Origin of the sequence: Xenorhabdus ishibashii (assembly GCF_002632755.1) — a bacterium.
GTDB lineage: Bacteria > Pseudomonadota > Gammaproteobacteria > Enterobacterales > Enterobacteriaceae > Xenorhabdus > Xenorhabdus ishibashii.
Genome location: NZ_NJAK01000001.1, coordinates 2,863,550 through 2,878,432 on the forward strand (window position 1 = coordinate 2,863,550; position 14,883 = coordinate 2,878,432).

Sequence of the window (14,883 nt, forward strand, 5' to 3'; positions counted from 1 at the left end):
ATCAGGATTATTTTATGGGAAAGTCATCTAGCCGCAGTGCGGAATACTTCTTTACTGAGAGATACGAAGATGATGATGATGGAAACGCAATACACGCCTTCGGCGTCGGCGTTAATGGTGTCATTAATGCTTATGGCGGAAATGACAACATAGTCGTCGGTTCTATTAATGTGACAGTCAATACCACATGGGGCGACGACACTATTTCGGGAGCGACTGGCTATCTGAAAGTCAATGACACGAGTGGCAATCTGACAGTGAAAGGGGGCTCCGGTTTCACTTCAATCAACAAAACTCAGAGTGGGCTAATCCGATTTGAGGGTGCCGCTGGTGGAGTGAAAATCCAGCATACCGGTGATAAGAGTGGTATCGATTATTCTGGCGCAGCCGGATACAACAGCATCACCCGCAAAGGCTTACAGGGTGATGTGAGCTTCAAGGGGGCAGGTGTATACAACGAACTCTGGCATGAAACCAATCAGGGAAACTTTTACTTTGCCGGAGCAGGTGGTGCCAACAAGATTGATCGTACCTGGTTCAACCGTTATCAAGATTCTCATGGTGATTTGACTTTCAAGGGTGCCGGAGCGGCAAATATTATTAGCTCCAGAGTTGAGAGTGGCAACATCGATTTTGAGGGCGCGGGAGCAGCCAACAGTATTGTTCGTCAAGGGAAAATTGGCGACGTTACATTACGCGGTGCAGGCGCGTCTAACCGTATTGAACGTATTCATCAGATAGATGATAGATATTCTGAAACCAGAGGCGATATCCGGTTTGAAGGCGCAGGTGGTTATAACAGCCTCTACTCCGATGTTGCGCACGGTAATATCTCTTTCACGGGGGCGGGGGGCTATAACGAAATTACCCGCAAGGGTACGGCCAATGACTTCGGCAGAGAAGGGATGGAATATGCCAAGGCAGAAGAAATTGTACTGACCAATGCCACGATGAGCGGTACGTGGATTGGTGATCCCCATCAGGTCATGGGGCTTAAATTCACACGGGAGCCGAATACATACCTGTTTGCCTTTGAGGATGGTACTCACACTAAAATTAACAAAGTTCAGCTCAGTAATGATCCTGTAACGGGCAAACTGAGATATTTATCGACCGCCTGGTATAAAGAAGGGAAGCATCTCAAAGGGCTGGAAAAACAAGATATCTCTGCTCAAGGTGGCTTTAATTCTGTTGATACTGACGGCGCATACACATTGTCAAACCTGACTGTTGAACGACAAAAGCAGGTAACGGTTTATGCAGTTGAGAAAAAACTGACAGAAAACGAGTGGGTGAATTATGGTAATGGTGTCCAGATTGACGCGGCAGATATCACCTTGTCTGATGCCAAAATGGGTGGTTATGCCATTTATCGTGATGGAATCACCGTTGATGTGAAGGCCGTGAAATCCAACCGGATGCCAAACACCTACATTTATGGTAAGCAACTTGGTGAATATACCAAGATTGTAGTGGTTGAGCTGAGGAACGATCCAAAAACAGGAACGCTGCAATATTTCGCCCGCCCTTGGTATAAAGAAGGTCACCATACAGCAAATCTGGCAAACGAAAATATCTCTTATGCTAACGGTTATCACGATATGGGAACCGGTAGCTACTCGCTGAGTGATATTCATTACAGTGCTAATGCTGTGCGCAAAACATCCAGTCGTGTGCCTGATATGCATGAATACAGTGAACTTGATCTGTTCAAATCGGCAACGGTCAGTGGTGACAGTTCTGGTGATATCCATTATGCAGGTGCGGGGGTGGCAATATCATCAAATCCAACGTCACCCGTGGTAATGTCAGCTTTAAAGGCGCCGGCATTGCTAATGTGATTGAACATAGCGCTGAGTTTGGTGACACAGAATTCAATGGTGGTGGCGGAGCAAACGTTATTATCAAAAAAGGCAAAGAAGGCAACCTTAAGTTCAATGGTGCCGGTATTGCTAACGTACTGCTTCACCAAAGTCAGCAAGGGGAAATGAATGTCAATGCTGGCGGTGCGGCAAACGTATTGGTTCGCGTTGGTGACGGTCGCTATCTTGCCCATCTTTTGGCCGTAGGTAATATCTCTATTCATAAAGGCAATGGTGATAGCCGGATCGCGATGGGCGGTGGTTTTAATACCCATACCCAGATTGGCAACGGTGACGCATTGTGGTCTGGAGTTGGTGGAGCCAATGTCCTGACCCAAATAGGGAAGGGTGACGTTTCCTCCATTCTTGTGGGGGGCGCAAACGTTCTGACCAAAATCGGTGAAGGTACTCTGAAATCAGCGATGTTTGGCGGTGCCAATATTATTAGCCATATCAGCGATGATATAGATACTTCCAATACCGATTCTTCAAATAGCCGATCCTCAGATACGGCGGTAATCGCACTGGGTGGAGCCAATGTCCTGACGAAAAAGGGCAAAGGCGATCTCTTGTCTGTCATGGGCGGTGGCACCAACGTCCTGACCCATGTCGGTAACGGCAAAACCACCGGCGTTATGCTGGGTGGGGCGAATATCCTGACTAAAGTCGGTCATGGCGATACCACGGGCATCATGTTGGGTCTCGGCAACATTTTGACTCATGCAGGCAATGGACAAACACTGGGCGTCATGGCTGCGGCAGGTAATATTTTCACTAAAGCAGGTCATGGTACAGCTATTGCGGCAATGGTGGGGGCAGGCAATATTTTCACCCATGTCGGTGATGGAGATGCCTGGGCGCTGATGGGTGGTGCTGGCAATATCTTTACCAAAGTCGGCGATGGCGATGCATTGGCATTGATGCTGGCGTTCGGCAACGTCTACACCCACATTGGTGATGGCATGAGTGTTGCCTTGATGATCGCGAAAGGCAATATTGCGACCAAAGTCGGTAATGGTGATGCGCTGTCTGCCATGATTGGCAAAGGCAATCTCTTTACCCAGATTGGTAATGGTTCCACTTTTGCTGCCATGATCGGCGGGGCGAATGTACTCACCAAAGTGGGCACAGGTTTGACTGCCGCGTTAATGGTGGGTAAAGCCAATATTTATACTCATGTTACCCGTCAGGGGGAAGAAAGTACGAGCATTGGCCTGTTTGCGGGCACCGCCAATGTCATGACAAAAGTGGGCAATGGTACAACGCTGGCGGCTATGTTCGGTGAAGCCAATATCATGACTCATGTCGGTGATGGCTTGACAGGGGTAGTGGCATTAGGCAAAGTCAATATCGTGACGAAAGTCGGTAATGATTTTATGGGCGTTGTGGCGGCTTCTGAAGCCAATGTGGTGACCCATGTCGGAAATGGCACTACGGCGGCTTTGCTGGCTGGCAAAGGCAATATTCTGACTAAAGCGGGTGATGGAACTACCGTCGGTTTGTTGATTTCCAAAATCGGCAACATCATGACCCATGTTGGTGACGGCACGACAGTCGGGTTTGCAAAAGGTGAAGCCAATATCATCACCAAAGTCGGTGATGGATTGGGTATCAATGTAGCCTGGGGCAAAGCCAATATCATGACCCATGTTGGTGACGGTGAACGCTATAACTTTGCCAAAGGTGACGCGAATATCATGACCAAAGTCGGCGATGGTCAGGAAATTACCGTTGTTCAAGGGCAAGCCAACATCGTGACTCATATCGGTGAAGGGGATGACTACACTGGTGCCTGGGGCAAAGCCAACATTATTACCAAAGTCGGTGATGGTCGCAACGTCGTGCTCGCCAAGGGCGAAGCCAATATCGTGACTCAGATTGGTGACGGCGATAGTTTCAACGCGTTATGGAGCCAGGGCAATATTGTCACCAAAGTGGGTGATGGCATACAGGTCACGGCCGCCAAAGGTAAAGGCAATATCACGACTACCGTGGGTGATGGTCTTAGCGTGACGGCTGCTCATGGCGACCTGAATATTAATACCAAAGTGGGTGATGGGGTTTCCGTCAATGTGGCCTGGGGCAAATTCAACGTTAATACCCGTGTGGGTGATGGCCTGAATGTTTCAGTCATGAAAGGCAAAGGCAATGCCAATATCCATGTGGGTGATGGCTTGAACATCAACGCTTCTTATGCTCGTAACAACGTGGCCATTCAGGTAGGTAACGGTGATTTCTATAGCCTTGCCGTGGCGGAAAGCAATACCCAGAGCAATAAACTGAATGCGTTGTTCGATAATATCAAGCAGACAGTGCTTGGCAGCGCGTGCAGTCAGGGCATCAATTATCTGGTGAATGGGGATGAGGCCAATACATCAGGAACCCATAAAGGACGCGGAGCCATTGAGCTGCCGGAAGTCTCCTCTCTGAATGGCTTTAAGCTGACAGAAATGGATGAAGTCACTTCTGACTTGAAGGACAGCCTGAAAGGTTCTGTGACGGGGGTGGATACCCCGAATGTGGGAAATATCGAAAAGACACTCGGTAACGAAAAACACCTGGATCCAAAAAATCAGTCACGCAACTTGATCGTCAATGGTGATTTTGAGCAAGGCGACAAGGGATGGACATACACCAATGGCATTGAAGCTAGTCATTCAGCTAAGTCATACGGCTTGAGTGCAGAAGGGCATGGCGATCGCGTCAGTGAACTTGATGTCAAGGGTAACACGCATATCTGCCAGAATATCCAGAATTTGACAGAGGGCGAAGAAATTACCGTCAAATTCGATTTTGCAAGGCGTGTTGGCAGCTCTGCTGATAACGGGCTGGAAGTGTGGTGGAATGGTAAGGTTGTTTATGCGGCTGCCAATGGTAAAAGCGAGTGGCAAAACCAGACACTGACCTTAACCGCCAAAGCGGGCAAAAACCTACTGGGATTTTCTGGAATCGGCTTGAGTGATGGCTTGGGTTACGTTCTGGACAACGTTTCTGCAACTTCATCCTCTTATCTGTCAGACAGTGCTATTACTGACCATGTGCAGCAGGATAAGGCCGCCCATAACGCTTTGCAGGATAAGGAAAAGGCACAAGCGGATCGTCAGCGTTTAGAGCAGGAAAAAGATCGACAACTGGCTGCAATTGCCGGTACTCAAGCACAACTGGAAGCCACCGATCTGGATACCCTGAACGCTAATGGTCAGACGCAGCGTGATGCGATCAAAGACGAAGCTCAAGCGGTGACAGCGGAACTGATGGCGAAAGCCAAGGGTCTGGAAGCATTGGATAACCATGCTGAATATCATGGGGGAGCCGGTCAACAATGGCGTGATCAGTTTGCTGTTGGCTTGCAGCAGCGTATTCAGACCGAATTGAACAAAGCTGACGAAATTGCGCAGAACCAACTGGATAATTCACAAAAAGCGGCGGCAGGACGGTTGAGTGATATCAAGGATGCTGTTGCCAAATCGGAAGTGGGAATACTCAAGGCCGAACAAAACCATCAGAATGCCAACCAAGATGTTGAAGACGCTCGTATCCAGGCTGAAAACAGGGAAACAGAAGCCATCAGCTATAAGCAACGGGCTGAGCAGGCGGAACGTGATGGTGAGGCAGCAGTACAGCAAGCAAAACAGCGTGGTCAGCATGAAGTCTCGGCGGCAGACAGTAAAACTGCGCAAGTACAAAATAATGCCAAGGGTTCTAAACTGGATAGCAATTATAAGCCGACGCGCACAGGTACAGCAGGCAGTGGACTGTCAGCTACAGCGGATAACACTCACCACTCTGAAAATATTGAAAAACTAGAAAGCACCAAGAGTCACATCAACCCTGAATCGATTGTTCAGGCTGATGGTGGGTTTAGTGAAGAATTATACGATCTGGATGAAGATCTGGGTGAACTGAGCGATGCCAAAGAGGCGTTGAATCGTTTACAGATCAATGCGGGGATACGTGCTAAAAAAGCCTCTGGTGGTTCTATCTTGACATCAATGCAGGGAGAAACATCGGCCAATCCGCTTGTTAGTCAATCCACTAATACTGTGGCTGAATGGGTAAGAGACACCCCGAAAATTTCAGGACTGGATCTCAGTGGCTTGAAAGCACTGGGTGAAGCTCTGGCTCAGCCAGAATCCATTGATACGTCAAAAGTGTCTGCGACGGCAGAAAGGGCACAAAAAGTGGCTGATGTTTATCATTGGCTGGATAGTGACAAGGGGGCTGCGACAGATAGCTACATTCCTGTCCCTGGCTTTAACCGTGTTGATGCAGATATTCCAGATGACCTCAGACAGAAAATGGTAACCTTTGTTGAAGGCTACCTGAATGCTATAGAAAATAGCGTACCGAAAGACCAGATCACTTCTCTGGCGAAACTATTTGTTGATGCCACAATTGATTACAACTGGGATAAGCGTGTTGAATTCGTCTCAAGGCTGGAAAGTTATGGCTATAGCTTCGAGCCTGTACATGGTGATAAAAGCATCGTTTCATTTTGGTCTGGCAGAAATTTCAAACAATACCGTGACATTCTTGATGCAGTACAGACTGATGGCAAGAAGGTAGTTTACGATATTGATGTAAAAGGTAACTCTTTTGCCATTGAACTGAACAAGACACTGATGCGTTGGGGCGGTATATTCCTCGATTCTGATATTGCGGAACAGAAAGCCTTGCAATCGGTCATTAACGCTTCGGCATACAGCAATACCGGATTCTGGAGCTCTCTCTATGCAACCGGATCGCGTGATGATGTCTATGTCATTGCGGAAGGGGGATTACGTCTTGGCAACTACTTCTGGAATGTTGAATTGCCGGTATTGCGTCAATTGCAGCGTGAAGGCCTGGTAGGCGAAATCCGCCTGCTGGATAAAGCGGCCAAAGAGTATCAAGGGGTGTCACCAGAATCCATTGGACGCAGATTGACAGAAGCGGGAGTTTCTGTAAAGGCGCGTTTTGATTCACTCAGCTTTGCAGAGCAGGATAAGTTGCGTGCATTGGACCCTGACAAATATAAGCCGGATACGTTGGTTGATCTGGATATCAAAACCAGTGCCATCGATAGCCTGCTAAATCAAGCATTGCCATTCTATGGCTTGCGTACAGAACGTAATTTGTTAGTGCGTGAATCCGATGATGGCAGCTTTGATGTCCGCCCGTGGCCAGGCAATAACAGTGACGTCTCCAAAACTATCATGGTGGAAGATCCAAACGATTCAGCTCAGATCAAAGCTGCTGAGCGTTTTATCCTTGCCAACTACGAAAGTTACAACCAACTGCCTGAATCATTGTATCTGTCAGAAAAGCAAATTATTTCCCTCGATCATGGGCGTACCCGCATTATCGCTGAAAAAGTAGAGGGTAGCTGGAAATATAAACCGGAAATTAACCTGATGTCTGTCAGCGAGTTGCAGGAAGCCGCTTACGTTAAAGGTAAAATTCTCGGTGACAGCTACCGTAATATACTGGACGCCCTCAGGAGTTATGAAAACAGCCTGCAAAACAGCGAAGATTATGACCTTGAAGCGGTAGAAAAACTGACTCATTTACGTCATCAGGTTGAAGGTTATTTGTTAGGCCATCCGGATTCAGCACGTACACCTGCGTTGAAAAACTTGCTGTCACAGATCAATGTGCGCATGGAAGAATCTCTGCTACTTGCTGAGTCGACAGTGAACGCAGGCAAAGGTAGTTTCAGTGAGTTATATAACAAACTGGGCAATGCCAACCTCAAAGATCCCAAACATCTTTATATTGATGAGCAGGGAGATTTTGTTACCCGCGGTAAATCCAATATCCAGATTGCCATGAAAGCGGAAAGTGCAGAAAAAGCCGTTGAACAGGTTAAGGCTGCTGTCACTAAAGAATATGGTCAATCAGTGGCTGATGCGGTCTTTTCAAACTTGTCTTCCCCTGAGTTGTCGCAAGATGGCAAGGGAATCGATATCTCCGGTTTGAGAAAAGTACATCAGGCGATTGAACAACAATTATCTCCCGTCAGTGCAACCCTGTTTGTCTGGAAACCGAGTGATCACAGCCGCTTGGGACATGCTGCCCTGCAAATCGGGCAAGGGCGTGTTCAGATCAATGCAGAAGAGGCGGGTGAATTTAATGAGAAAAACTACGTCAGTTGGTGGCCAAAAGGCAGCAAATCCTCCAACCTCAGCGATATTCTCAATGTTTCTTCTGAGCAATACCCTGACTTGAGGGTACGTTGGTATGACCTGAGTCAACCAGCGTCCCAGAATAACACGCTGGAACACGATGTCGCGTCTGAAGAACAAGATAACTTTGGTATGCACGATGGGAAGCTCAAGCTGGAGAAATTTATTGAAAAACTCCAGATAGCCAAAGGTATTGATGCAAAATTCAAGGATATCAGTGAAAGTTTTGCTATAGCTGCACTGGCGAACCCTAATCTATTACAGTCTGCTGGCGTACCAGAAGCGATTTCCCGACCGTTTATCAAACAGTGGGAAGATGGCGGCGTTGACATGTTTGAAGTGGGCAGAGATTTTGCTGAGGCGCTGCGCAGGGCTGCCGGCCAATCGCCTGAGCTGACAGAAAAACGCATTACCAATGTTATCCGCCAGTTTGCTGAACGAGAGCTGAGCAATATTCAGGACTTCAAGGCCAGTGAGGGCGATCAGGGACGTGTATTCCGGATTAATCTGGCGGGATTGGACGCGGCGGCAATGCAGGCTGAATGGCAGAAAATCAGCCAAAACCCTGATGCCCGTTATCAACTCCTGACCGACAACTGTTCCAGCATTGTTGCCAGAGTACTTAAGGCGGGTGGTGCTGATAAAGTGATAGGTCATGCATGGCGACCAAAATTGGGTGTCTGGACACCTACCGAACTGTTCAATTTTGCACAGGCATTGCAGGAAGCACAGATTGAAACAAACCTTCATAAGCCGAAGCAGGTTGCAGGCGAAGATCGGGAAGCACTGAGTCACTCCGATAGAAAAGATGAAGTGTTGGAAAAAATTGCCATTGATAACGACGGTACACCTCCGCGTGACAGAGAGCCATTCAATCCAGTAACTCGTTTCCTTAACGATGAGCTTTACGGCGCCAGAGAAAATCGCCGCAACGTCGATGATGGCACTCAGCTAATATTGGATGAAGCTGTCACCAAAGGTACAGCGGATAAGATCACGCTACAGGGCAAGGCGGGGCGTCTGACAGGTTATTACCATAATGGTGATCAACCGGATCAGGGTGAACATAACTTGGCGGCAAATAGTCCGGCGAAAAAAATCGTGCTTTTCATTCACGGTTCCGGTTCATCTGCGGAAGAGCAGGCGAGTACCATCCAAAGCCACTATCAAAAACAGGGTGTTGATATGCTGGCGGTGAACATGCGGGGCTATGGCGCCAGCGATGGTCATCCGAGTGAAAAAGGACTGTATCAGGATGCCCGTACCATGTTCAACTATCTGGTTAATGACCGTGGTATTAAGCCAGAAAATATCATTATTCATGGTTATTCTATGGGGGGAGCTGTGGCAGCAGATCTTGCCCGTTATGCCGAGCGCAACGGACAGGCGGTTTCCGGTTTATTGCTGGACAGACCAATGCCAAGCATGACTAAAGCCATTACCGCTCATGAAGTGCCAAACCCAGCGGGTATCATCGGTGTGTTGGCGAAAGCGGTTAATGGCCAGTTTTCGCTTGAGAAAAATCTGCATGGCATCTCGAAACAGACACCAATTATGCTTTTGACCGATAACGAAGGGTTGGGTAACGAAGGCGAAAAACTGCGTGCCAAACTGGTTGCAGCGGGTTATCAGGTATCGGGTGAACAAACCTTCTATGGTCATGAGGCCAGCAGTCGGCTGATGCACCAATATGCCGATCAGATTATCTCAGCACTTTCCGAACCCCAGCGTGAAAACGGCGGCATAAAAGCGGGTGTAGAGATTGATGGTGCTGACGAGGTGAAAAAACCATTGGGTAATAACTCGCCGGAAAGCCATATGCATGTGAATAACCAACATGTTGATTCCTGGGGCAATGTTGATGTCAAACCACAGCCTGAAAATAGTGATAGCCGCTTTAACGGTCAGATCATTATTCAGACAGAAAATGACCCTGTTGCTGCGCAAGCCGCTGCAAGTCTGGCGAGCAAGCATCCTGATTCCAGTATTATTGTTCAGCTTGATACCAACGGTCAATATCGTGTGGTATATGGTGATCCGGCTGTCTTGTCCGATAAATTACAGTCTGGCAAATTACGCTGGCAGATTGTTGGACATGGACGTGAAGCGTCAGTGCAGAATCATACTCGCATGAGCGGTTACAGTGCGGATGAATTGGCTCTGAGACTGAAACAGTTCCGTACTGATTTCAAACTGGCCGGCACACCAGACCATATCAGCCTTGTGGGTTGTTCTTTGATAGGCGATGACAACCGCAATGGTTTCGCCCAGCGCTTTATTTCGGCACTGGATAAACAGGGTATCCGTACCACCGTATCGGCGCGCAGCAGTGAAGTTGCGGTAGACAGCATTGGCCGCAAATACACCAAAGATGCGCAGGCACAATGGGTGCACAAACTCACGGACAATAAGATCGTGTTGGGATGGAATGATAAAGGTGAAGTGGAAAGCCACACGGATCGGCTCCGTCGCGGTATTTCTGAAAATGACATCAGCTTGTCCCGTGTAGGTCAGACTGGTGTTGATGCAAAAGCACAAGGTGCTATTGCGGACAATAGCGAAACATTCCATGCACCAAAAATCGATCAGGCAAAAGATGACAATAAGTCTGTAATTCCAGCGGGTTCATCAAACAAGCAACTGAGTTATTCCGGCAATATTCAGGTGCAGGTTGGTGATGGTGAGTTTACGGCCATTAACTGGGGAACCACCAATGTGGGGATCAAGGTAGGTACAGGTGGCTTTAAGTCTCTGGCCTTTGGTGATAACAATGTGATGGTTCATATTGGCGATGGTAACAGCAAACACAGTGTTGATATTGCGGGTTATCAGGCATTGGAAGGGGCACAACTGTTCGTAGGCAACCGTAACATCAGTTTTAATATGGGACGCAGTAACGATCTGATCGTTATGTTGGATAAATCCATTCCAACACCGCCACTGGTCAACCCATTTGGTGGTGCAGCCCGTATTTCTGGTGTATTGCAAAACATTGCCGGATCGTTTAATTCACCAGACTGGCTGGCGACGCAAGAGCAGCAATGGACATTGGCAAGTGCGAAAAAATATGTCAGTGATCTGTCCGGTCTCGATTTGACCAGCGGTGTGGACTATAAGACCCTGACGGATCTCGACTCCCACAATGAACGTAGCAGCCGTGGCCTGAAAAGTGATCTCGAAAGCACGCTGAACACGCAATACAGCCAATGGTTGGGTGGAAATGGCAATACGCCTGAAATGGGCAAAATCAGTCGGGCGGATAAATTCCGTCAAGCGAATGAAAAGCTGGCCTTCAACTTTGCTGTTGGTGGGCAAGGGGCTGATATTCAGGTAACGACCGGTAACTGGAACTTTATGTTTGGTGACAATATCCAGTCGATTCTGGATACCAACATGGGATCGCTGTTTGGTTTGATGACGCAAGGCTATACTCCAACGGGCATGGCGAAAAACACATTTACCTTTAGTCCTACGGACTTGCCACGTCAGATCAAAAACAAATTGCAGAGGGAGCTGGCAGGTGTCAGCGCGGATACCACACTGTCGGATATCTTTGGCGTGGATTATACCCCGCAAGGCGGTCTTGTTTCCCGCTCAGGTCAATCTGTTGATGGTGTTGCCATTCTGCGTGAAATGCTGGAAATCATCGGTGAATTCAGTAGTGATCAACTGCAAGCCTTCACTGATTCAGAAAAATTGCTCGACAGCCTGAAAGCCGGCTTGAATATGGGGGCTGATGGTGTGAAATCTTTTGCGGAAAGCCACGGTCTGAAAACAAAAGCACCTGATGAAAAGCAAGAAGAGCTTGTAACCATTACTAAAGAGGGTGAAGTAGCACCGGAAGCAGCCGCTTCTCAGGCAGATCGTGATTTTGGGTTAACTTCCCTGAATCTGCCAAATCTGTTTGCAACGTTGTTCAATCAGGATAAACAGGCCGAGATGAGATCGTTGGTTACTAATCTGAAACAGAACCTGACAGCCGATTTGCTGAATATGCAGGATACCACCTTCGACTTCCTGCAAAAGAGCGGTCATCTGCAAGGTGATGGTGATATCAACATCTCCCTCGGTAACTACAACTTTAACTGGGGCGGTGACGGTAAAGATCTCGGCGCTTATGTAGGAGAGAACAACAACTTCTGGGGCGGCCGTGGTGATGACGTCTTCTATTCCGTAGGCACCTCGAATATCTTTGCGGGCGGTGAAGGTAATGATACGGGCGTGATGATGGGACGCGAAAACATGATGTTTGGTGGTGCAGGCAACGATGTTGCGGTATTGGCTGGACGGATTAACTACGCCTATATGGGGGACGGTGATGATCAGGTCTTTGCTTTTGGTGAAGGTGGTGTCATTGATGGCGGTAAGGGACGTGACTATATCGTGACTTCCGGCAATTTTAACCGCATTGAAGCGGGAGAAGATCAGGATTACGTTGTAGCCATTGGCAATAATAACCGAGCCAATTTGGGCGCAGGTAACGATTTTGCCACGGTATTCGGCAATTATAACCAGATTAATGGCAATGCGGGCAACAATTCCATCAAACTGATGGGTTATCACGCTGTAATCAATGGTGGGACAGGTGACGATCATCTGATTGCTGATGTGGTATCGAAATTCAGCCAGCTTAACGGTGGTGACGGTGATGATCTGCTGATACTGGGCGGCTACCAAAACCGCTTTAAGGGTGGCACAGGTGTGAATAGCTTTGTAGTCAGCGGTGATGCCATCGATAACGTGGTTGAAGATATCAAGCAAGGTGACAAAATTATTTTCAACGATATCAACTGGCAAAACCTGTGGTTCCAACGCAGCGGTTACGATTTGGTGCTATTGACCCAGCGTAATATCAAAGAGACTTCCGCACAGGGGCAGTTTGAAGCAATGGGTTCTGTGACTTTCGACGATTACTTTAATGGTAACCGTGCGGATATCATCACCCAAATGGGGGATAAAGATGCTCAGGGCGAGCGTGAATATACGGCACTTTCTGCCAATGCGGTAGATTCTTTGGTACAGGCCATGAGTGGATTTGCCCCGAATATGGGGGACAGCGGCTTTATTGATGCGCTTGATAATAAAACGAAATCAACTGTCATGACAGCTTGGGCGGATACCATAAACGGTAAATCTAAACTGGTTTGATGGTTTTATTAACGGGATCTTATTAAAGAAAATGGCTCACAAGCGTGAGCCATTTTTCAATAAAAATTTGAACTAAGTCTAACTTTGGATTGTGTGATTACCATCCTGGCTTGAAGTAAAATCCATGTTGGGTGGAGCAGTTAAAATTATGTGCTGATTTCCAGCTCTTTTTCGGTATTGCTGATAGTTGATGTGACCTGAACATCTAATCTCAGCATATTTTTAATAACCCGATTCGCGATATTCGTGACCACAACGAGGGCATTGGGCACCCATAGCCGCTTATGTGCAGGCGTTCCGACAAACCAAATACTTTCTTTTTCCTTAAAGTCAGGGAGGATAGCGGCCATTTCCGGCGAGATCGATATGGCGCGTTCTGAGCGCTGGCCGTGAGTATCAATCTCAAGTATCCCATCCTCATCAATGATAAAGTCAGGTCGGTGATAACCAACCGCAGCGACAATAGCATCAAATGGTTGATAATCCTGCCCTAAGTTGACTAACCAGGTATTTATCTCTCCTTCCTCTATGGCAACATTTAGAATTTCTCCTTTCTGAATGATCAGAGAACCACTATCCATATAGTGCAGAAGTTTCCGTGCATTGGGTAATGCAATGGCAGTGATATAGCGATGAAGCATTTTTTCGACGTTGGGATGAAATGAACCGCCGAAATAAGCGTTATCATTTAAATGCACTTCGTTAATGACGTGCATGAAATTGACTATCATATCTTGCCATTGACTCTTTCCTTGCTCGGCAATCGCGATTTCTTCACGAAGACGCTCGCGATAACTATTGGCATTAGAAAACTGCTCTCGCCATGGTATTTTTGTGTATTTGTTGAGTGCGCGGTAGAAATATTTTAGATACGCATGTTTCAATGAATCAGGGAAAATATTTGTCACTTGATTCCCTTTACGGGTCATTATCGACATTATGTTTTCATGTTCAAAAAAGGTTCCGGGGCTTCGTATAAACCGCGAACGGACAGCGGGAATATCTCCGGACGGCGATGTCATGGTGACGTTATGGCCTTCACGGCAGAGAAGAATAGCCGCATCGATGGCTGAAAGTTTACTGCCGATAACCAATACCCGTGATTGCGGGGGGATTCTGGCTAACATATCTTTCTCTGGATAGGGATTGTGAATAAACGTTGGGCGAGTCAAGTGGGGTTTCAACACTTCAGGGAGCCGAGAAGCACCTAAGCCTGTACAGAAAATGACATCAGTTATTTCCAGAGAGTGAGGTGTCAAGCCATCACCATGCCAGAGTGTATAACAACGATGTGAATTAACCTTCAATCCCCGAAACCAGTCAGATACATGGAAAACCTCAATACCAGCCTTAAGAGCGAGAGTACTAAATTCCAGAAATCTTTCATTCAGATAGTTGCCTACCCACTGCCGCGGCACGAAAGATTCTGGTGTAACGCTATGGCCGTGTTTATGCAAATAATCCAGAAAATCCAGAGGATTATCTGCCACGACTGACATGGTATCGACTGAGGTATTGCACAGTATATCGCCATCCAAATTGAAAAAGGCCATTCCTGGGCCAACTGGCCCAGGTTCAATAATATAAATGATTTGCGCTGCACGATGTTGCACTGCTGCGATGAATGTCGCCACCCCAGCAGCCCCGCCTCCGACAATAGCAAGACTTCTTTTGTGAAAAGACATGATTATTTCCTCAATATATTGTGA

General features: G+C 47.5%; 3 protein-coding genes. 2 read left to right on the forward strand and 1 reads right to left on the reverse strand.

All coding sequences use genetic code 11. The features are described from left to right. The first annotated feature begins 14 nt into the window (after positions 1 to 14). Together rtxA (Xish_RS19205) and rtxA (Xish_RS19210) are read left to right on the forward strand one after the other, a co-directional pair. Positions 15 to 1,841 carry an MARTX multifunctional-autoprocessing repeats-in-toxin holotoxin RtxA gene (rtxA, locus tag Xish_RS19205; protein ID WP_279625632.1) on the forward strand — a complete coding sequence of 609 codons (1,827 nt, stop codon included), beginning with the start codon at positions 15 to 17 and terminating at the stop codon, positions 1,839 to 1,841. Then, positions 1,781 to 13,174: an MARTX multifunctional-autoprocessing repeats-in-toxin holotoxin RtxA gene (rtxA, locus tag Xish_RS19210; protein WP_279625660.1), complete on the forward strand. Its 11,394-nt coding sequence runs from the start codon at positions 1,781 to 1,783 to the stop codon at positions 13,172 to 13,174. Before rtxA (Xish_RS19205) ends, rtxA (Xish_RS19210) begins: the two co-directional genes overlap by 61 nt. A gap of 146 nt (positions 13,175 to 13,320) precedes the next feature. Here rtxA (Xish_RS19210) and Xish_RS13645 read toward each other — a convergent pair whose 3' ends face one another. Next, positions 13,321 to 14,859 (reverse strand): FAD/NAD(P)-binding protein, encoded by a 1,539-nt coding sequence (locus Xish_RS13645; RefSeq protein WP_099118299.1) that lies wholly within the window; start codon positions 14,857 to 14,859, stop codon positions 13,321 to 13,323. Between the last annotated feature and the right edge of the window lie 24 nt (positions 14,860 to 14,883).